At 41.2% G+C, this 18,387-nt stretch carries 20 protein-coding genes, 2 tRNA genes and 2 pseudogenes; 11 read left to right on the top strand and 13 right to left on the bottom strand.

Features of this window, described 5'->3' with window-relative positions:
- Both B0184_RS02190 and B0184_RS02185 read right to left on the bottom strand, forming a co-directional pair.
- The coding region (locus B0184_RS02190; protein WP_279625841.1) for a DNA-binding protein at window positions 1-304 on the bottom strand (304 nt) is incomplete at its 3' end.
- Between the two features lie 33 nt (window positions 305-337).
- Window positions 338-634, bottom strand: a complete 297-nt coding sequence (locus B0184_RS02185) for a helix-turn-helix domain-containing protein (RefSeq protein WP_078177602.1) — start codon at window positions 632-634, stop codon at window positions 338-340.
- A 199-nt stretch (window positions 635-833) separates the two neighbouring features.
- Between B0184_RS02185 and B0184_RS02180 the strand changes: the two genes are divergently transcribed.
- The 3 genes from B0184_RS02180 (at window position 834) to B0184_RS10830 (ending at window position 2,447) form a co-directional block, all read left to right on the top strand.
- Window positions 834-1,553 (top strand): LexA family transcriptional regulator, encoded by a 720-nt coding sequence (locus B0184_RS02180; protein WP_005709056.1) that lies wholly within the window; start codon window positions 834-836, stop codon window positions 1,551-1,553.
- Between the two features lie 275 nt (window positions 1,554-1,828).
- Window positions 1,829-1,996 carry a hypothetical protein gene (locus B0184_RS10500; protein ID WP_005707877.1) on the top strand — a complete coding sequence of 56 codons (168 nt, stop codon included), beginning with the start codon at window positions 1,829-1,831 and terminating at the stop codon, window positions 1,994-1,996.
- Between the two features lie 304 nt (window positions 1,997-2,300).
- Complete coding sequence (locus B0184_RS10830) at window positions 2,301-2,447, top strand: hypothetical protein (RefSeq protein WP_186334907.1); 147 nt, start codon at window positions 2,301-2,303, stop codon at window positions 2,445-2,447.
- 268 nt (window positions 2,448-2,715) lie between these two features.
- On the opposite strand, the pseudogene nrdD reads toward B0184_RS10830, so the two are convergent.
- Window positions 2,716-2,955, bottom strand: a pseudogene (nrdD, locus tag B0184_RS02175) (anaerobic ribonucleoside-triphosphate reductase); the annotation flags it as partial.
- A gap of 220 nt (window positions 2,956-3,175) precedes the next feature.
- Here nrdD and rraA point away from each other — a divergent pair.
- The 4 genes and pseudogenes from rraA to B0184_RS10710 all read left to right on the top strand — a co-directional run.
- Window positions 3,176-3,676: a ribonuclease E activity regulator RraA gene (gene rraA / locus B0184_RS02170; protein WP_005707858.1), complete on the top strand. Its 501-nt coding sequence runs from the start codon at window positions 3,176-3,178 to the stop codon at window positions 3,674-3,676.
- A gap of 67 nt (window positions 3,677-3,743) precedes the next feature.
- A complete protein-coding gene (locus tag B0184_RS02165; protein ID WP_005707885.1) occupies window positions 3,744-4,532 on the top strand; it encodes a TatD family hydrolase in 789 nt (262 codons plus the stop codon).
- Window positions 4,533-4,540: 8 nt separating this feature from the next.
- Window positions 4,541-5,065 carry a DUF1523 family protein gene (locus B0184_RS02160; RefSeq protein WP_005707876.1) on the top strand — a complete coding sequence of 175 codons (525 nt, stop codon included), beginning with the start codon at window positions 4,541-4,543 and terminating at the stop codon, window positions 5,063-5,065.
- 8 nt (window positions 5,066-5,073) lie between these two features.
- A pseudogene (locus tag B0184_RS10710) lies at window positions 5,074-5,190 on the top strand (LacI family DNA-binding transcriptional regulator); the annotation flags it as partial.
- A gap of 142 nt (window positions 5,191-5,332) precedes the next feature.
- On the opposite strand, the gene B0184_RS02150 reads toward B0184_RS10710, so the two are convergent.
- From B0184_RS02150 to clpP, 4 genes are all read right to left on the bottom strand, one after another.
- Entirely contained in the window at window positions 5,333-6,520 is a 1,188-nt protein-coding gene (locus B0184_RS02150; protein ID WP_005707860.1) for a BaiN/RdsA family NAD(P)/FAD-dependent oxidoreductase, read from the bottom strand.
- Entirely contained in the window at window positions 6,520-6,870 is a 351-nt protein-coding gene (locus B0184_RS02145; RefSeq protein WP_005707843.1) for a DsrE/DsrF/TusD sulfur relay family protein, read from the bottom strand. The genes B0184_RS02150 and B0184_RS02145 overlap by 1 nt, the downstream gene beginning before the upstream one ends.
- A 79-nt stretch (window positions 6,871-6,949) precedes the next feature.
- A complete protein-coding gene (clpX, locus tag B0184_RS02140; RefSeq protein ID WP_005707880.1) occupies window positions 6,950-8,194 on the bottom strand; it encodes an ATP-dependent protease ATP-binding subunit ClpX in 1,245 nt (414 codons plus the stop codon).
- Window positions 8,194-8,787, bottom strand: a complete 594-nt coding sequence (clpP, locus tag B0184_RS02135) for an ATP-dependent Clp endopeptidase proteolytic subunit ClpP (RefSeq protein ID WP_005707882.1) — start codon at window positions 8,785-8,787, stop codon at window positions 8,194-8,196. The genes clpX and clpP overlap by 1 nt, the downstream gene beginning before the upstream one ends.
- 118 nt (window positions 8,788-8,905) lie before the next feature.
- On the opposite strand from clpP, the gene B0184_RS02130 reads away from it, so the two are divergent.
- Window positions 8,906-9,280, top strand: a complete 375-nt coding sequence (locus B0184_RS02130) for a SufE family protein (protein ID WP_005707844.1) — start codon at window positions 8,906-8,908, stop codon at window positions 9,278-9,280.
- A 97-nt stretch (window positions 9,281-9,377) separates the two neighbouring features.
- Here B0184_RS02130 and B0184_RS02125 read toward each other — a convergent pair.
- The 5 genes from B0184_RS02125 to rlmN all read right to left on the bottom strand — a co-directional run bounded on the left by B0184_RS02125 (window position 9,378) and on the right by rlmN (window position 13,783).
- Window positions 9,378-9,454, bottom strand: a tRNA-Asp gene (locus B0184_RS02125).
- Window positions 9,455-9,502: 48 nt separating this feature from the next.
- Window positions 9,503-9,579, bottom strand: a tRNA-Asp gene (locus B0184_RS02120).
- A gap of 102 nt (window positions 9,580-9,681) precedes the next feature.
- Window positions 9,682-12,009: a Tex family protein gene (locus B0184_RS02115; protein ID WP_005707870.1), complete on the bottom strand. Its 2,328-nt coding sequence runs from the start codon at window positions 12,007-12,009 to the stop codon at window positions 9,682-9,684.
- A gap of 16 nt (window positions 12,010-12,025) precedes the next feature.
- Window positions 12,026-12,565 (bottom strand): type IV pilus biogenesis/stability protein PilW, encoded by a 540-nt coding sequence (gene pilW, locus B0184_RS02110; protein ID WP_005707868.1) that lies wholly within the window; start codon window positions 12,563-12,565, stop codon window positions 12,026-12,028.
- Between the two features lie 57 nt (window positions 12,566-12,622).
- A complete protein-coding gene (gene rlmN / locus B0184_RS02105; protein WP_005707849.1) occupies window positions 12,623-13,783 on the bottom strand; it encodes a dual-specificity RNA methyltransferase RlmN in 1,161 nt (386 codons plus the stop codon).
- Between the two features lie 309 nt (window positions 13,784-14,092).
- On the opposite strand from rlmN, the gene B0184_RS02100 reads away from it, so the two are divergent.
- Together B0184_RS02100 and B0184_RS02095 are read left to right on the top strand one after the other, a co-directional pair.
- Window positions 14,093-15,145: a branched-chain amino acid aminotransferase gene (locus tag B0184_RS02100; RefSeq protein WP_264177133.1), complete on the top strand. Its 1,053-nt coding sequence runs from the start codon at window positions 14,093-14,095 to the stop codon at window positions 15,143-15,145.
- Window positions 15,146-15,222: 77 nt separating this feature from the next.
- A complete protein-coding gene (locus tag B0184_RS02095) occupies window positions 15,223-15,570 on the top strand; it encodes a RidA family protein (protein WP_005707861.1) in 348 nt (115 codons plus the stop codon).
- 40 nt (window positions 15,571-15,610) lie between these two features.
- Here the strand turns inward: B0184_RS02095 and B0184_RS02090 are convergent, their stop codons facing one another.
- Complete coding sequence (locus B0184_RS02090) at window positions 15,611-17,176, bottom strand: SulP family inorganic anion transporter (protein ID WP_005707851.1); 1,566 nt, start codon at window positions 17,174-17,176, stop codon at window positions 15,611-15,613.
- Window positions 17,177-17,399: 223 nt separating this feature from the next.
- Between B0184_RS02090 and B0184_RS02085 the strand changes: the two genes are divergently transcribed.
- Window positions 17,400-18,383, top strand: a complete 984-nt coding sequence (locus B0184_RS02085; RefSeq protein ID WP_005707873.1) for a RodZ domain-containing protein — start codon at window positions 17,400-17,402, stop codon at window positions 18,381-18,383.
- Window positions 18,384-18,387 lie beyond the last annotated feature (4 nt).

Raw genomic sequence — 18,387 nt, 5'->3', positions numbered from 1 at the left:
CACTTGCTTCGTCCCATAATTGCCAGACTTCATTGCTTGCAAGCGGGCGAGTTTCTTCTATTTTTTGCAAAGCTACCGCCGTTTGCTCTGGGGTAGTTTTGAGCAGCAGTTCGTTTTGCACTTCGATTGGCAAACTGGCTAATTCATATTCCAGCCCGCCACCACGCCCTTGACGTTTTTGAGATTTCCAGTTTTCTCGCTTGGCTTGTTCCCAAATGTTTTTGGGGGCTGAAGGTAGTGTTTTTAGCTTTAAGTTTGCTAATTCATACACTGAATAGTGCGTTTTTAAGCTTTGATTATCCATAAATGTTCCTTTTTATAACTTTTACGGTTAAAATCAGTACTTATGTTGTAATGTTGGTCTTTTATTTCGTTCAGCAAAACGACCAGCCCAGATAACTTCAGGTGGAACACCAATTGCATTTGCAACTAAACGCTCCATCTTTGGATAAGATTTATCCAAAACTGTTTTTAATGTGTTGTAGCTGACTTGCCCCTCTTTTGCTAAAGAGCGAAGCGACCAACCATTCTTTTTTAATTCCGCAAGAATATCGGCTCGGTGCCAATCCTGTTCTGCGGTTTTTTTGGTTTTTCTAATACACTCATTTAATACACCTTTTTTGCTGTACCTTATGTGGTGTATATTATCCGTAATAGTTGCATATTGCAACTATAAAATACACCGTAATAGCTCTATTTGGCTATATTTTAATCTATTGTTTTACTATTCCGAATAAAAACAATGACTTAATTAGTTCTATTACGGGTAATTATTTAGTTTTTAATCCCGTAATAGTTGTAATTATTCAACTATTACGACTAAAGAGGTTAGTATGCAGTACCAAAATCAAGACAATTTCCCAGAAAGGATTGAATATCTAGTAGATAAACTGAATGGCCCAAGCGAATTTGCTCGAAAAACAGGCGTAACACTTTCTACAATTACAAGATGGCGAAAAGGTGAAGCCGATCCATCTCGTTCCAACCTTGTAAAAATTGCAGAAGTTACAGGAGTAAGCATTGAATGGCTTGCGACCGGTAAAATAAAAGAAGAAAAGACAACAGCAGAAAAGCCTGCAGGAAGCCTTGTTAGCCGTGCATTTGAAAGAATGCAAGCAATGTTAGAGGAAGGGGTGAGTATGATTGATAGTTATAGCTCCATCAACGTTTCTGCAGGATTTGGGAGTTTTAACGAGGGTATCACCCAGCCTGATGGACAAGAGCCGTATTCAGACGAATTGCTAACAAGCCTAGGCGTAAAAGCAGATAACTGCGCCGTATTCTGGGCAAACGGCAATTCAATGCTGCCAACTATCAATAACTACGATCAGATGTTAGTAGATTTAAGCCGCAAAGAAATTCAAGGCGACCGCATTTACCTTGTTCAAAACGGCGAAAGTGTGTGGGTAAAACGTGTGAAAATGGAATGGGACGGCATTTCGCTTATCAGCGATAACAAAGAAGAGTACCCGCCAATTAGCATTAAAAGCTCCGAAGCCCAAGACCTACAAATCATCGGGCAAGTAGTGCATATCGGGCATAGCCTGATTTAAAGATTTAAACGCCATTTAAACGGGTGTTTTCTTTTTTGTTTAAATTCTTAGTTTTTCTGGTTCATTTTGACTAAATCAACCAAAGATCTGATTTTTTCTTAGTTTTCTTTCCCTAAGAATAAAAAAGGGGCAATGCACCGCAAAGCCCCTGTTTTCAATAATTCCCGCCCATTTAATCCCGTTTTTTCCCGCCAAATCCCATATTCTTTTTGTTTCTTGGTTTTGGTGGTTTTTAACACCAGAATTTAGAGTTTTTATCAGAGGAAGAACGTGCCATGATTGCGACTATCCAGCAAGAGCGTAAGCAGATTTATGCGCGCATTCTTAATTTTTATTTCCAAAAGCTTTTTAAAGAAGGTGCGGATATTCCTTTGCATATTTTAAAATTAGCAGGGTTTCAACCTTGTAAGGGATGTTGCAAGCATTTATTAGCCGAGTGGTAAATAAATGCTGAAACCCCTATTATTTTTGACCTCACTTTATTTGAAAGTGTTAGGGTAACATCTAAATCTTCAACTGAAATTTACAAGCCTTACAAAATCCCCATCAATTGATTTCTATATATCACATATCATTTTCAATTTCTTGCCTTAAGGCATTTTCTTTATCTGGTTTATATTTTAATAAAGTATTTCAATAAGTTATTTTCAATTTTGTCAATAAGGCTAGACATTCTAGAGCTAGAAAAAATAAAAAAATAACGGTAAAATAGACCGCACTTTCGATTGGTTTAGAAAGGAACAAAATATGCAACCTGCTTATTATTTGCTCAAATTAAGAGCCAACTCCTTAACCTTCCAAAAAAATTGGGAAGTGGGTCTGAAAGGTCGCATGACTCCTGCCTCCAGCATACCGTTGCAGTTGAAAGACATTGCCCTGTTCCAAAGGGATTGAGACAGTCATTATGGGTACAAAGGTAACAGCTTTAAGCGTTGAAAGACATTGCCCTGTTCCAAAGGGATTGAGACGTAGGGTCTTCATCAAGATTAAAAATAAAAGGTTTAAGTTGAAAGACATTGCCCTGTTCCAAAGGGATTGAGGTAGAGAGAGATTTATGATTGATAAAAATATCGAAAAGCTAAAAGGAGTAATAAAGGGCGTATTGCACGCCCTATTCTTTTCAAGAAATGTACTAAGTTATCGGCTAAATTTAGCCGCACTTTTATAAATGTTTCACTTTCCGCTTCACTTCTTCCTGTTTTCCTGCATTAAATGGGCGGGTATCAGGGCTGCCTAGATAGCCACAGATGCGGCGAGTGACAGACACTTTTGTGCTGTCGTGATTGCCACATTTTGGGCAAACAAAACCTTTGCTGGTACATTCAAATTCGCCGGTGAAACCACATTCATAACATTCGTCAATCGGTGTGTTTGTGCCGTAGTAAGGCACCCCCAGAAAGCTTGCTCGCGAAAAGTAAAACCTACTCGAACAAACAAATGCCAATTTGTGCTTATCCGAAAGTGGCGACTTATATCAGCTGTGATGAGAACGAAGTGGAGGGTTTTGAGTGCTGTTAGCTTAGCTAAATAGTTTGGTAAGATATTTGGGTCTGCAAAAATTTTGCAAATTGCCCACTTAGGTTTATACTTGTCGCAATACAAAAATAAAAACGGAGCCTATTATGCGTATTGATACCTCAGCACTTTGCGATATTTATTCAGACCAAGTTGATGTGGTTGAGCCAATCTTTTCAAGCTTTGGTGGTGCGTCTTCTTTCAGTGGTCAAATTACGACCGTAAAATGCTTTGAAAGTAACGGTTTAATTGAAAAAGTTTTAGAAGAAGAGGGTAACGGTCGTGTGCTACTCGTTGATGGCGGTGGTGCAGTGCGTCGAGCATTGATTGATGCGGAGTTAGCACAATTAGCTGTCGATAACGGCTGGGAAGGTATTATTGTTTATGGTGCGGTGCGTCAGTTAGATGTATTGGAAACCTTAGATATTGGCATTCATGCTCTAGCCCCGATCCCTGTTGGTGCGGACGATACTGAAATCGGTGAAATTGATACGCCTGTGAATTTTGGTGGTGTGACATTCTTCCCAGAAGATTACGTGTATGCAGATTTAACGGGCATTATTCTTTCGCCTGAAGCGTTAGATTTAAACGAATTAGAAGAAGAGTAATTTTGCTTTTTTGATTGAAGATGCAAGCACTATGCTTGCATTTTTTTACTATTGTAAGGATATATTTTTGAACGATTTATTGATTATCGACTCTCATTGTCATCTTGATAGCTTAGATTATAAAACCCAGCATAAAAGTGTAGATGAGGTAATTGAAAAAGCCAAAGCCTGTGGTGTGGGGCATATCGTTTCTGTTTGTACTACATTAGGGCGTTTTGAGGCAATGAAACAGCTTACCGCTCATCGCAATGATGTGTCGCTCAGCTGCGGTGTGCATCCGCTCAATGTAGATGAAGAGCCTTTCGATTACGACAAACTCTTGGCTTACGCTCAAGATAATAAAGTGGTTGCCATTGGCGAAACAGGCTTAGACTACCATTACACGCCAGAAACGAAAGTCTTACAGCAAGAAATTTTTGCTGCTCAAATTGATGTAGCGAAAAAGGTCAATAAACCGCTGATTATTCACACTCGTTCAGCACGCGAAGATACGATGAATATGCTTGAGCAAGGCGGTGCAGAGCAATGTGGCGGTGTGTTACATTGTTTTACCGAAGATTATGCGATGGCAAAACGTGCATTGGATATTGGCTTTTATATTTCGATTTCGGGTATTATTACCTTCCGCAATGCAGAAGAATTGCGAGATGTAGTCAGAAAACTACCGCTTGATCGCCTATTAGTCGAAACTGATTCGCCGTATCTTGCACCAATACCTTACCGCGGTAAGCCTAATCAGCCTGCTTATGTGCGTGAAACGTGCGAATATTTGGCAACGTTAAAAGGCGTTTCAACCGAAGAATTGGCTCGCATTACGACACAAAATGTGCAGAATTTATTTAAAATTAACCTGTAGGACTTAGTATGAAATCAATCCTCAAATATTTCTTATTTCTTGTTTCGCTCTCATTTTTCATCGTCATCACAGGCACGGTAAACTATGTAATGCCAAGTTACGATGAAACAGTAGTAACAGGAATGGAAGTGCGCAGAATGGACAAAGATGGCGTCATCAGCAAATCGAATCCAGCAGATGGCGAAGTACGCGATGTATATTTCTTGTTCACCGAAAATCCAGACAGCAAAAAAACGATGGTTTATCGTAACGAAGATACAGGCTGGGGCTTGCCACCATACTTTAAATTCAGCTCTGCTGATGTGCAAGCGAAAGCCCAAGCCTATGCGAACGAGCATCAACGCGTGCAAATCAAATATTACGGTTGGCGCATTAACTGGATGAATGAGTTCCGCAATGTGGTTTCTATCCAACCGCTTGCTGAAGGTGAAACGCTTGCCAAACCGATTGTCAGTTATGTGTTATATGCTGTACTTGTCTTCTTATTCTTCCTTTCTATCCAATTTATTCGTGGCATTTTCCGTGAAGAATAACTGACAAGATGTCCAAAAATTATACTATTAAAGATATCGCCGATCTCTGCGGGGTCGGCAAATCCACCATTTCTCGTGTGCTCAATCACGATCCGAAAGTCAGCGAAGAAACCCAGAAAAATCTACCGCTTGCATACATTGGACAAAACACGCTTTTACAGCACTTTGCACCAAATTTAATTAGCTTCGATTTTGGTTATGAACAAGCGGGAAAATCATCCAAACCAATACTTTTCTCTACTATATCACTTTTGTCGACTACGCTAATTAAGCTTGAATAATCCCTTCTGCACAAGCAAAAGCAGATGACCAAGCCCATTGGAAATTGTAACCACCAAGCCAGCCTGTTACATCCAATACTTCACCAATAAAATAAAGCCCTGAAACTGCTTTGACCTCCATTGTTTTTGAAGAAATATGGTCAGTATCAACGCCGCCCATTGTAACTTCTGCCGTGCGGTAGCCCTCTGTGCCATTGGGGATAAATTTCCAATGATGGATAAATTGCTCAAGCTGTTCTAGCGCATTTTTGCTGAGTTGAGCAATGACTTCGTCTTTTAGCAAGTTTTGCTCGAACCAAAGCTCAACCAGTTTTTTCGGCAGATAACGGTTTAATACCGTTTTTAGCTGTAATTTTGGCGAAGATTGACGCAGTTCCTGCAAAATCTTGAGAATATTCTCGGCAGGTAAAAGATCAATTTCAACTGCTTCGCCTATTTGCCAATAATTCGAAATCTGCAAAATCGCGGGGCCTGAAAGCCCACGATGTGTAAATAGCATTTGATTGCTAAAGCTGATGCGCTCGTTGCTAACCGTAACAGGTAGTGCAATGCCCGAAAGCGACGCGAAGGATTTATCGCTCTCTTTCCACGTAAAGGGGACGAGGCTTGCTCTTGGTGCAATGACAGGGATGCCAAATTGTTCGGCAATTTTGTAGCCGAATGGACTTGCGCCTAAGGCTGGCATTGAAAGTCCTCCTGTTGCAATGACTAGATTTTCGGTTTGATAAGTCTCACAAGCGGTCTGAATTTCAAAACCTTTTGCAATTTTTTCCACGGAAACGACCGCTTGTCGAAGCTGAATATCAACCTTGCTTTTATCGCATTCACTTTGCAGCATTTGTACGATCTGTTCCGCACCTTCATCACAGAAGAGCTGCCCTAACTCTTTTTCGTGGTAGGCAATGCCATATTGAGCGACTAAGCTGATAAAATCCCAGTTGGTGTAGCGAGCTAGTGCTGACTTCACAAAATGGCGATTTTGGCTTAAGTAATGCTGTGGCGTTACATCTAAATTGCTGAAGTTGCAAAAGCCACCGCCCGACATCAAAATCTTACGCCCAATTTTCTTGCCATTATCCAGCACCACTACATTTTTGCCTGCTTGCCCTAATTGTGCCGCACAAAACAAGCCAGAAGCCCCCGCTCCGATAATGATCACATCTGCTTTTTTCATTAGAAATTGAGCACCTTATCGGCTTTCATCGTCCAATCTGCTAACTCAACCAGCGTACCGATTTCCACGCCATCTGCTAATGGTAATTCAGTAATACCGCGAGCATTAGTGCACGTTTTGCAGAGTTTTACCGTTGCACCTTGCGAGGTAAGGATTTCCAACATCTGTTGCACGTGGTAGCCTTCAGATGGATTTTGTTTCGCAAGCCCCGCAGTTACTGCATCAGACATTAAGAAAAGCTTGATTTCTGCCTTGTGTTGTTCTTGAATTTGTAAAGCTAAACGTAAACTACTAAAACAGGATTCGTTGCCATAAGGGGCTGAGTTGATGATAAAGAGTAGTTTTTGCATAGAAGTTTCTCCTTTCTTGTTCCTATAAAAGTAAATACCTAAGGTTTTAACCTTAGGTATTTTATGCTTCTACGAGAAATTACTCAATCACAGGCTTCTCACCACTTTCAATACACGCTTGACCTACAGTAACTTTCTTCGCTTTCAGTGTTGGTAAATCATACATCGTATCAAGTAGTAAGTTTTCCACAATGGAACGCAATCCACGAGCTCCTGTTTTGCGAGCAATTGCTTTTTTCGCAATTGCAACAAGGGCTTCTTGGGTGAATTCAAGCTCGACATTTTCCATTTGGAATAATGCTTGATATTGTTTAATGATCGCATTTTTCGGTTCGGTTAAGATTTGGATCAGTGCGTGTTCGTCAAGTTCTTGCAATGGCGTGACCACAGGTAAACGGCCAATTAACTCTGGAATCAAACCAAAACGGACTAAATCTTCAGGTTCAACTTGTTTGAATAACTCGGTTAAATCTTGGCGATCTTTGTCGTTTTTCAACTCAGCTGCAAAGCCGATGCCACCTTGTTTGTTGGTGCGTGCTTCCACGATTTTATCTAAGCCTGCAAACGCACCGCCACAGATAAACAGGATTTTCGAGGTATCCACAGGGATGGTTTCGCCTTTCGGGTGTTTACGTGAGCCTTGTGGGTTGATGTTCGCTACCGTACCTTCAAGCAATTTTAACAACGCTTGTTGCACGCCTTCGCCCGAAACGTCACGCGTTATGGAAGCGCTTTCTGATTTACGGGTAATTTTGTCGATCTCATCGATAAAGACGATCCCGCGTTCTGCTTGCTCTGCATCAAAATCACATTTCATCAGTAATTTTTGGATCACGTTTTCCACATCTTCGCCCACATAGCCCGCTTGGGTTAATGTCGTTGCATCAGCCACTGCGAATGGCACATTTAACCGACGAGCCAAGGTTTCAGCTAACAATGTTTTACCACTTCCTGTTGGACCGATTAACAAAATGTTACTTTTGCCAAGTTCCACACCATTAGTCACTTCGTGGTTTGAAAGGGCACTTTTTAGGCGTTTGTAGTGATTGTAAACTGCTACTGATAACACCTTTTTCGCGTGTTCTTGACCAATCACATAGTCGTTTAAATGAGCATGTAATTCATGCGGTGTTGGCACATTATCGAAGAATTTAGCTTCATCTTGTGTTTCATCAATTAACGGTTCTTCTTCACCGTTCAACAAAGCGTAAGACTCCTCGATACAATCATTGCAAATAAATCCTTCAGTACCTTCAATTAACTGATCGACTTCTGAACGTTTTTTACCGCAGAAACTGCAGTGTGGTTCTTTTTCAAATGCCATTATGCCACCTCACCACGGGAAGTTAACACTTTATCAATCAAGCCATATTCCATTGCTTCCTGTGCGGACATAAAGTTATCACGCTCAGTATCTGCCGCCACTTTTTCAAACGACTGACCACTATGTTCTGCCATTTTACGGGTGAGCATCTCTTTGAGTTTTAGGATCTCTTGAGCTTGAATTTGAATATCAGTCGCTTGACCACGAGCACCACCAAGCGGTTGGTGAATCATTACGCGTGCATTTGGTAACGCAAAACGCTTCCCTTTCGCCCCGCCTGAAAGCAAGAACGCACCCATTGAGCAAGCTTGCCCTGTGCAAAGAGTCGCCACATCTGGTTTGATGAAGTTCATTGTGTCGTAAATCGCCAATCCTGCCGTTACCACACCACCAGGACTATTGATGTAAAGATAGATATCTTTTTCAGGATCTTCTGCTTCTAAGAAAAGTAGCTGTGCTACGATCAAGTTCGCCATATTGTCTTCAACTTGACCATTTAAGAAAATAATACGCTCTTTTAACAAGCGTGAAAAAATATCGTATGAGCGTTCACCCTTCGGGGTTTGCTCAACAACCATAGGAACTAATGACATAAGTTTTATCCTTATTAAATTCGGTGAAATGGGGTTATTCTAGCAAATTTTCATAAAATCATTAACAACAAGCGGTCAGATTGTTACAATCTTTTGGAAATTTTATTGAGGAAAAACAATGAATCTTGCAGAAATTTACGAAAAATTTGCCTTTTGCAAATCTTGGGAAGAAAGATACCGCTTGCTCATCCAACTTAGCCGACAATTACCCAAATTAAGTGAAGCCGAGTTGCAAAACGTACCTGAAATTCACGGTTGTGAAAGCCGTTTATGGTTCTCTTTCCAAAAATCGCCAAGAAAAGTCATTGCATACAGCGATGCCCGCTTAATGCAAGGGATTTTGATGATTATCCAAATTGCCTTACTTGAGAAATCAGACGAAGAGTTAGCTGATTTTAACTTGCAACAGATGTTTGATGAGTTGAAAATTACCCCAAATTTGACTAGCACAAGGTTAAATGGTTTACAACAAATTCAGGGATTGATTAAATAGCAGAAAATTGCTGAATAAATATAGAAAAAAACCTCTGATTTCTCAGAGGTTTTTTCCATTAACGCATAGGAGGTATATTATGACGTTTCAAAATAAGTGGCGGAACGGACGGGACTCGAACCCGCGACCCCCTGCGTGACAGGCAGGTATTCTAACCAGCTGAACTACCGCTCCGCAAAATTATAAATTTAGGTTTAAGCTAAATTTATAATGGGAATAAATTGGCGGAATGGACGGGACTCGAACCCGCGACCCCCTGCGTGACAGGCAGGTATTCTAACCAGCTGAACTACCACTCCGCATTTGGTTTGCGTATAATACCTATTTCTTATCTTATCGGCAAATCTTTTTTAGGTGTAAAACGTTATTTGCCTTTAAAATAATCAAAATGGCGATTTATACTACTTTTTCCAACCTTTTAATGCATCCGCAAAAGCATTATTTGCGAACTGATTACGCCCATTATTTCTTTGTGAGTGGTCAGATTTTTCCGAATTTTTTCGAACAGGTGATTTTTCTTCTGAACGCTCAGTCAGTTTCTCATCCAAACGCATACTTAACGCAATACGTTTGCGAGTGACATCCACTTCAAGCACTTTTACTTTGACTACATCGCCGACTTTCACCACTTTATGTGGATCTTCCACAAAGCTATTTGAAAGCATTGAAATATGCACTAAACCATCTTGATGAACACCAATATCGACAAATGCCCCGAAGTTTGCCACATTCGTGACAGTACCTTCCAAAATCATGCCTACTTGTAGATCTTTAATTTCTTCCACGCCATCCACGAAAGTTGCCGTTTTGAATTCACCACGTGGGTCGCGTCCTGGTTTTTCAAGCTCTTTGAAAATATCGTTTACCGTTGGCAAGCCAAATTGCTCATCAACAAAATCTTTTGCGTTGAGCTGATGAATTTTACTCTCATTACCCATCAATTCTGCAAGCGTTGCTTGAGTCGCTTGCAAGATTTTTTCCACAACAGGGTAAGCTTCTGGGTGAACACTTGAGGCATCAAGCGGATTTTTGCCATTTAAAATGCGCATAAAGCCCGCACATTGCTCAAAGGCTTTTGGTCCTAAACGTGGCACTTTTTTCAGATCCGAACGGCTGTTAAAACGCCCGTTTTCATCACGATAAGCCACAATATTTTGTGCCAATGTTTTGCTCATTCCTGCCACACGAGCAAGTAATGGAGCTGAAGCTGTGTTTAAATCTACGCCTACCGCGTTTACACAATCTTCCACCACCGCATCAAGTTTACGGGCAAGTTGAGTTTGGTTTACATCGTGCTGATACTGCCCCACACCAATCGCTTTTGGTTCAATTTTAACCAACTCTGCTAGCGGATCTTGCAAACGACGAGCAATCGATACAGCACCACGTAATGAAACATCCAAATTAGGGAATTCATTTGCTGCCAATTCAGAAGCAGAATAAACCGACGCTCCCGCCTCGCTTACCACTACCGTTTGCGGAATCAGCATATCAGGCTTGCTGGTTTTAATCTGTTTCAATACATCTTTGGCAAAACGCTCAGTTTCACGCGAAGCTGTGCCGTTACCAATTGCAATAAGCTCAACATTGTGTTGTTTAATCAATTTATACAGTGAAATTTCCGCCGCTGCTTTGCCTGTGGTGTGAGGGTAGATCGTATCAGTTGCGAGTAGTTTCCCTGTATTATCTACAACGGCAACTTTCACGCCTGTACGCAAACCAGGGTCTAAACCCATGGTATTTCTTGCTCCGGCAGGAGCAGCCATCAAGAGTGCAGACAAATTGCGAGCAAACACATCAATTGCTTCTTCTTCCGCTTTTTCGCGTAAGTTTGCCATCAACTCAGTTTCAAGGTGCAGCAAGGCTTTGATTTTCCACGTCCACGCAATTACTTGCTCACGCCATTTATCTGCTGGCTGATTGTTGAAAATTACCCCCAAATGCTCTCGAATAATATCTTCGCATTGGCTCGATTTTGCCCCTTCTTCTGCAAGTGGATCAGCATTAATGGAAAGCGATAACACGCCCTCATTACGCCCACGAAACATTGCCAATGCTCGGTGCGAAGGCACATTTTGGAGTGACTCGCTATGAGAAAAATAATCGCGGAATTTCTCGCCCTCTTGCTCTTTACCTTCAATCACTTTCGACTCAATGGTCGCATTAGCGGTCAAATATTGGCGAAGTTTTGCAAGTAGTTCCGCATCTTCGGCAAATCGTTCCATTAAAATATAACGTGCACCATCAAGAGCGGCTTTGCTATCTGTAACGTCTTTATCTGCTGAAACAAATTGCTCGGCGACTGCTTCTGGCGTAAGTTTCGGATTCTGCCAAAGTTGTTCGGCTAATGGTTCAAGCCCTGCTTCAATCGCAATCTGCCCACGTGTTCTGCGTTTTGGTTTATACGGCAAATAGAGATCTTCAAGCTCAGTTTTGCTTTCCGTGGCAAGGATTTTCTCACGTAATTCATCGTTTAATTTGCCTTGTTCATCAATGGATTTCAAAATCGTTTGACGACGACCGTCCAACTCACGCAAATAGATCAAACGCGTTTCAAAATGACGCAGTTGTGTGTCATCCAATCCACCAGTTACCTCTTTACGATAACGTGCGATAAACGGGATCGTGTTTCCCTCATCTAATAAATTCATTGCCGCCAAAATTTGTTGTGGCTTCACATTTAATTCGCCAGCAATCACTTGGCTAATGGTCTGGTTGAAATCTGACATAATCTTTCCTGATGAATTAACGTAGCTTATCTGCTCTTATTTTATCTAATTTTGCAAGCTGAGCGAGTGCTTCGTTGATTTTTTGCGAATTGGGCTCTGATTTTGCACAGAGAATGATGTTTTCAAGCGTATCGGCTTGGTGATAGTAAGCGTGCTTGCTTTGAAGGGCTTGTTCAAACTGTGAATAAGCTTGTTGGAATTGACCTTGCTTACACAAAAAAGTGCCGTAATTATTGAGCACATCTGGGCGATTTTGGCTGAGTTTCAATGCTTTTTGATAAGCTTGCTGACTGTTGGCTACATCGCCTGTTTGTTGATAATAATAGGCAAGCACAGAATAAGGAAGGTAATCATGGCTGTCATGAGTGATAGCCTTATCAATATTTTCTTTCGCTTTGGGATAATCTTGTTGTTCTAAATAAGCAAGAGCAAGATTGATTCGAGCTTTTAAGGCTTCTGAGCGGTTAAATTCAGGATCGATTTGGGAAGAAACGCAACCTGCTAAAAATAGCACAGCACAAGCGGTTAAAATTTTTGAAAAGATTACGAATTTCATAAATGATCCTTTTTAAAGAATTCACTCTCTCCTGTTGTAGGAGAGAGAGTTGTTTTCCTATTGTGCTTTCACCGCAATCCCCTCGCCAAACTTACGTTTTTCAAGAGTACGTTTAGTACGGTCGATGACATCGCCTGCCAACTGACCGCACGCTGCATCAATATCATCACCACGCGTTTTACGGATGGTGACCGTAAAGCCATATTCCATCAATGCTTTTTGGAAGCGATCTACACGAGAATTTGAGCTTTTAGCATAAGGGGCTTCTGGGAACGGGTTCCACGGAATTAAGTTAATTTTACACGGCGTATTTTTCAACACTTTCGCTAATTGATGAGCGTGATCTACCTCATCATTCACGTGATCCAACATCACATACTCAATTGTGACTTTGCCGTGGTTTGCATTCGAAACTTCGAGATATTTATTCACAGAATTAATCAACATTTCAATATTATATTTTTTGTTGATCGGCACGATTTCGTCACGAATTTCATCATTCGGTGCGTGCAGAGAAATTGCCAATGCCACATCGATTTTATCCCGTAAAGCATCAAGTGCTGGCACAACCCCCGAAGTTGAAAGTGTCACACGACGTTTTGATAAGCCATACGCAAAATCATCTAGCATAATTTCCATTGCAGGCACAACGTTATTCACGTTCAATAATGGTTCGCCCATTCCCATCATTACTACGTTGGTAATCGGACGCACGCCTGTTACGCCAAAGTTACCAATGATTTTTGAAGCACGCCAAACTTGCCCGATAATTTCCGCTACGTTTAAGTTACGGTTAAAACCTTGTTGAGCTGTTGAACAAAACGTACACGCCAAAGCACAACCTACTTGTGAAGATACGCAAAGGGTCGCACGATCTGCTTCTGGAATATATACGGTTTCAATTTGTTGCTCACCTACTTGCATCGCCCATTTGATTGTGCCGTCTGCTGAGCGTTGTTCTACTGCCACTTCAGGAGCTTTGATTTCTGCCACCTGTTTTAATTTTTCACGCAATACCTTGTTGATATTGCTCATATTATCGAAATTATCTTCTCCAAAATGATAAATCCATTTCATGAGTTGATCAGCACGAAACGGCTTTTCACCCAGACTTGCCAAAAATTCACGCATCTGTGGACGCGTCATATTCATTAAATTTACTTTTTCGGATTTAGGATGAGCCACCGCAATGTTGGTCGCTTGAATTTGATCTGACATTAAAAAGCCTCGTTATTACACGTGTTCCCGTTCTTTTATGAAAGGGAACCATTATGGCAAAAGGATTAGTTTTGCAGGATTAAATAAAGAAGCGAATTTTACTGATCTCTCCCGCGTAAGGCTAGCGATTTTTACAAAATTTGAAAAGCACAAGCGGTCAAATTTTCGAGTAAGATCGCAAAATTTGTTTTAGAAAGTAAAATTATTGATGGATTTAACAAAATTTACGAAAAAATCTACCGCTTGCCTCTACATTCCTCATCTTTTTTATCTTACAATGCAAAACATCTCAAATTTTCACTCACAAAAATAAAGGACACAACAATGGCTTTAAAAGATTTAGACTGGGCAAATTTAGGCTTTTCATATATCAAAACAGAATATCGCTTCATCGCTCACTGGAAAGAGGGCAAATGGGACGAAGGAAAACTCACTACAGATAGCACATTACATATTCACGAAGGTTCAACCGCTCTTCACTACGGTCAGCAATGTTTTGAAGGCTTAAAGGCTTACCGTTGCAAAGATGGTTCAATCAACTTATTCCGCCCGCAAGCAAATGCAGAGCGTATGCAACGTACCGCAGACCGTCTTTTAATGCCACGCGTACCAACTGAATTATTCGTGCGTGCGTGTAAAGAAGTGGTTAAAGCTAACCAAGATTGGTTGGGTCCTTACGGCTCTGGTGCAACCTTATACTTACGTCCATTCTTAATTGGTGTGGGCGAAAACATCGGTGTGAAAGCGGCACCAGAGTTTATTTTCTCAGTATTCTGCTGCCCCGTAGGTGCGTACTTCAAAGGCGGTTTGGCTCCATCAAACTTCATCACGACTGATTACGACCGTGCAGCCCCAATGGGAACAGGCGGTGTGAAAGTGGGCGGTAACTACGCAGCAAGCTTACTTCCACACGAATTAGCCGCAGAGCAAGGTACGCCAGAACGTAAATTTGCTGATGCTATTTATTTAGATCCAAAAACTCACACAAAAATTGAAGAAGTCGGTGCGGCAAACTTCTTTGGTATTACCAAAGATAATAAATTCATCACACCAAAATCAGAGTCGATTCTGCCAAGTATCACTAAATACTCATTGCTTCATATTGCCAAAGAGCGTTTAGGTATGGAAACCATCGAAGGCGATGTTTATATCGATCAACTTGACCAATTCGCAGAAGCAGGTGCGTGCGGTACAGCCGCGGTGATTACTCCTGTGGGCGGCATCCAACACAAAGGTAACTTCCATGTTTTCTATTCAGAAACCGAAGTAGGTCCTACAACACGTAAACTTTACAACGAATTAACAGGCATTCAGTTCGGTGACATTGAAGCCCCTGAAGGTTGGATTGTGAAAGTAGAGTAATCTATTGTTTTCAAGCGGTCGAATTTGTAAAAGATTTTGCGAATTCGACCGCTTTCATTTTATATAAGGATAAAAATATGATTAAACGCATTGATGCCAGCCACCGTTTTTCAGAAGTGGCTGTGTATAATGGGGTGGCTTATTTAGCAGGGCAAGTGCCAACCGATGCCACGAAAAATGTTTATGAACAAACCCAACAAGTGTTGGGAGAAATTGATAAATTTCTTACGAAAGCGGGTACAGATAAAAGCCAAATTTTGATGGCAACCGTTTATCTGGCAAATATGAGCGATTATGCGGAAATGAATCGTGCATGGGATGAGTGGGTGGCGGAGAATAATGCGCCACCTCGTGCAGCAATTGAGGCGAGGCTTGCCGATCCGAATTGGAAAGTGGAGATTGTTGTTACAGCAGCAGTAAAATAGCCATCAGTGAAACCTCGATAAAAATCGAGGTTTTTTACTATTAAATTCCTCGATGATGCTCTACTTTTATATTCGAATGTTGATCTACGAGGCTGTCGTAATCGGCTTTGAAGCCTTTTAAAATTACGTGGATGTTGTTCTCTTTGGCATAAATGGTGGCGAAATCTTCAATCAGTTCCAATACATCATAAGCGATGTAAGCTGTGTGTTCTGCGTTAATAATCACCATTGAATTAGGCTGGATGTTTTTAAGCGTTTTCTTGATTGCGGCTTTATTGAGGAATGAAACCTCTTCGGCTAAATTAAGGCGGATTTGTGAGGCATAAGCCAGTTCTTCGCGGCTTAAATAATAAGCACGTTTCATATTGCCGTGCAAAATAAATAGAATGCTGATAATCAAGCCAAGCCCCACACCTTTGAGTAGGTCGAAAAGCACTACCGCAACCATAGTGATGATAAAAGGAATAAATTGATAAATTCCTTTATGCCAGAAATGCTTAAATACGCTTGGACGAGCAAGTTTATAGCCGACTAAAATAAGTATGACTGCAAGTGTTGCAAGTGGAATTTGGTTCAGTAAAGTAGGGATAGCCAGCACACAAATGAGCAATAATACGCCGTGAATAATGGCAGAAAGTTTATGCGTAGCTCCCGCGTTGGCGTTTGCTGATGATCGAACAATAACCGCGGTAATAGGCAATCCACCGAGCAGAGAAGAAACAATGTTGCCCACGCCTTGAGCCCGTAATTCTTGATTGGAATCAGTAAGGCGGCGTTTTGAATCTAAGCGATCAGCCGCTTCAATGGAGAGCAAGGTTTCAATGGATGCCACAATCGCAATCGTTGCACCTGTTACCCAAATAAACGGATTGGTAAATCCACTAAAATCGGGGAAAATCACGAAATCTTTTAAATCTTGCCAAGAAGAGAGGACGGGTAAGTGCACTAACTGATTTTCGGGCACAGCTAAATGGCTATCCAAAGCAATAAAAAGATTATTTAGCAAGATGCTAACAATTACCGCAATCAACGCGGAAGGGAGAAGTTTTATCTTTTTGAGTTTAGCAGAGCGCTCCCAGCTAAGTATAATCAGTATTGAAAGTAGGGTAATAATGAGAGCACCTAAATGGATATTGATAAAAGAAGCGGTGCCATCAAAAACAAGTTTATCTGTGCCAATTGCATAAGGTAGCTGCTTGACGATAATTAAAATCCCAATGCCCGCAAGCATTCCTTCAATCACAGCAACGGGAATATAGTTAGTGATACTACCTGCTCGAATGATGCCCAAAATGAGTTGGATAACACCCGCAATAATGCCCGCACAGAGGAATAGCTCAAAGCTGCCGAGTTGCGTAATGGCGTCTAACACTATCGCCACTAAGCCCGCTGCGGGGCCTGCCACGCTGATATGCGAGGTACTTAACCAGCCGATAATCATTCCGCCAATAATCCCTGAAATAATGCCCGAAAGCGGTGGTGCACCAGACGCAAGTGCAATGCCTAAACAGAGTGGCAAGGCGACCAGAAAAACGACCAATCCAGCGGCAAAATTTTGTTTAAATAGTAAGGATTTGAGGTTTTCTTGGTGCAAAGTTTGGGGCATGGCGTCCTCGCATAAAATGAAGTTAAGAGTGATAACACAATTAGCCATTTTACGCCTGCTTTTTGCAAAAAATTTTGCTATATATCAGATTTTGGCAAAATTTTTGGAAATTTCCTTTTTTCTGTTCAAAATTTTGCAAATTCATCAGTTAAAATTTGCAAAATTGGGATGATCTCTTTAAACTTTCGGATATTTTTGTGTGTTTAATTAAAAGAACTTTGCTATGACAGAATCTCACATCACACCTTCAACAGATACTCTCTCGCTAGGACAGCAACTCAAGCAAGAGCGTGAAGCATTGCAATTATCCATTGAAGATGTTGCACAAAAAACCAATCTTAAAAAATCGCATATTGAATCGCTCGAAAACGATATTTTTATTTTGCAAAATGTCGCTCCCACCTTTGTGCGTGGTTATGTGCGTAACTATTTACGCTTTTTACGTTTGCCAGAAGATCTGGCCTCAAGCGTAAACTATGGTGAGGTAAAAATTCCAAAAGAGGTATTACATAAAACCTCAGCGGGTAAAGTGGTGCAAAAATCGCAAAATTTATGGGTGAAATATCTCACTATTTGCGTGCTATTGGCTGCGATTGGTATGACGTTGCTTTGGTGGTGGCAAGATTACCAACAAGAGCAAGAAAACCGCGATCAGTTTGTGAATAATGCGGTGCCTGTTGAAACTATGCCTGCAACGCATAATGCGATTGAGATTAGCCCACAAGTAGAAACACCAGTCGAACCAACGGCTCAAACGGCAGCACAAGCGGTTGAAAATGCAGAAAATGTTGCACCTGTGACTGAATCTCAAGCTCAAGCAGCCTCTGAAACTACAGCACCTATTGCTAATGTTGAAAATAATGCACAACAAACAGCCGTTACCGCAACGAATGTATTAGCTCAACCTACGGCGGACAATACACAAAATAGTGCAACGCCAGCTGCAGAAACGGCTATCGGTAACGATGATTTACGCATTGAAATTACTGGTAAAGAGAGCTGGATTACGGTAAAAGGTAATCAGAGCAAAAAAAGCTTGGCTGAAAAATTATACAACAATGGCGAAGTGCTGACTTTCAATGGTAACGAGCAATACCGCTTAACCATTGGTGCACCTGCGAATGTAAAAATTTATTATAAAGGGCAAGAAGTGCCTCTTAAAATTGATGGACGCGTGGCGCGTATCAAGCTTCCATTAGCACAATAAGGGT

The sequence above is a fragment of the Haemophilus paraphrohaemolyticus genome (assembly GCF_002015045.1).
GTDB classification, from domain to species: Bacteria; Pseudomonadota; Gammaproteobacteria; order Enterobacterales; family Pasteurellaceae; genus Haemophilus_A; species Haemophilus_A paraphrohaemolyticus.
The sequence above is the reverse complement of the archived record's forward strand: the minus strand, read 5'-3'. Positions and strand labels throughout refer to the sequence as shown.

Coding starts and splice junctions, on each gene's coding strand:
- B0184_RS02180 (WP_005709056.1), top strand. CDS start 834: ATGCAGTACCAAAATCAAGACAATTTCCCAGAAAGGATTGAATATCTA.
- B0184_RS10500 (WP_005707877.1), top strand. CDS start 1,829: ATGATTGCGACTATCCAGCAAGAGCGTAAGCAGATTTATGCGCGCATT.
- B0184_RS10830 (WP_186334907.1), top strand. CDS start 2,301: ATGCAACCTGCTTATTATTTGCTCAAATTAAGAGCCAACTCCTTAACC.
- rraA (WP_005707858.1), top strand. CDS start 3,176: ATGCGTATTGATACCTCAGCACTTTGCGATATTTATTCAGACCAAGTT.
- B0184_RS02160 (WP_005707876.1), top strand. CDS start 4,541: ATGAAATCAATCCTCAAATATTTCTTATTTCTTGTTTCGCTCTCATTT.
- B0184_RS02150 (WP_005707860.1), bottom strand. CDS start 6,520: ATGAAAAAAGCAGATGTGATCATTATCGGAGCGGGGGCTTCTGGCTTG.
- B0184_RS02145 (WP_005707843.1), bottom strand. CDS start 6,870: ATGCAAAAACTACTCTTTATCATCAACTCAGCCCCTTATGGCAACGAA.
- clpX (WP_005707880.1), bottom strand. CDS start 8,194: ATGGCATTTGAAAAAGAACCACACTGCAGTTTCTGCGGTAAAAAACGT.
- clpP (WP_005707882.1), bottom strand. CDS start 8,787: ATGTCATTAGTTCCTATGGTTGTTGAGCAAACCCCGAAGGGTGAACGC.
- B0184_RS02130 (WP_005707844.1), top strand. CDS start 8,906: ATGAATCTTGCAGAAATTTACGAAAAATTTGCCTTTTGCAAATCTTGG.
- B0184_RS02115 (WP_005707870.1), bottom strand. CDS start 12,009: ATGTCAGATTTCAACCAGACCATTAGCCAAGTGATTGCTGGCGAATTA.
- pilW (WP_005707868.1), bottom strand. CDS start 12,565: ATGAAATTCGTAATCTTTTCAAAAATTTTAACCGCTTGTGCTGTGCTA.
- rlmN (WP_005707849.1), bottom strand. CDS start 13,783: ATGTCAGATCAAATTCAAGCGACCAACATTGCGGTGGCTCATCCTAAA.
- B0184_RS02095 (WP_005707861.1), top strand. CDS start 15,223: ATGATTAAACGCATTGATGCCAGCCACCGTTTTTCAGAAGTGGCTGTG.
- B0184_RS02090 (WP_005707851.1), bottom strand. CDS start 17,176: ATGCCCCAAACTTTGCACCAAGAAAACCTCAAATCCTTACTATTTAAA.
- B0184_RS02085 (WP_005707873.1), top strand. CDS start 17,400: ATGACAGAATCTCACATCACACCTTCAACAGATACTCTCTCGCTAGGA.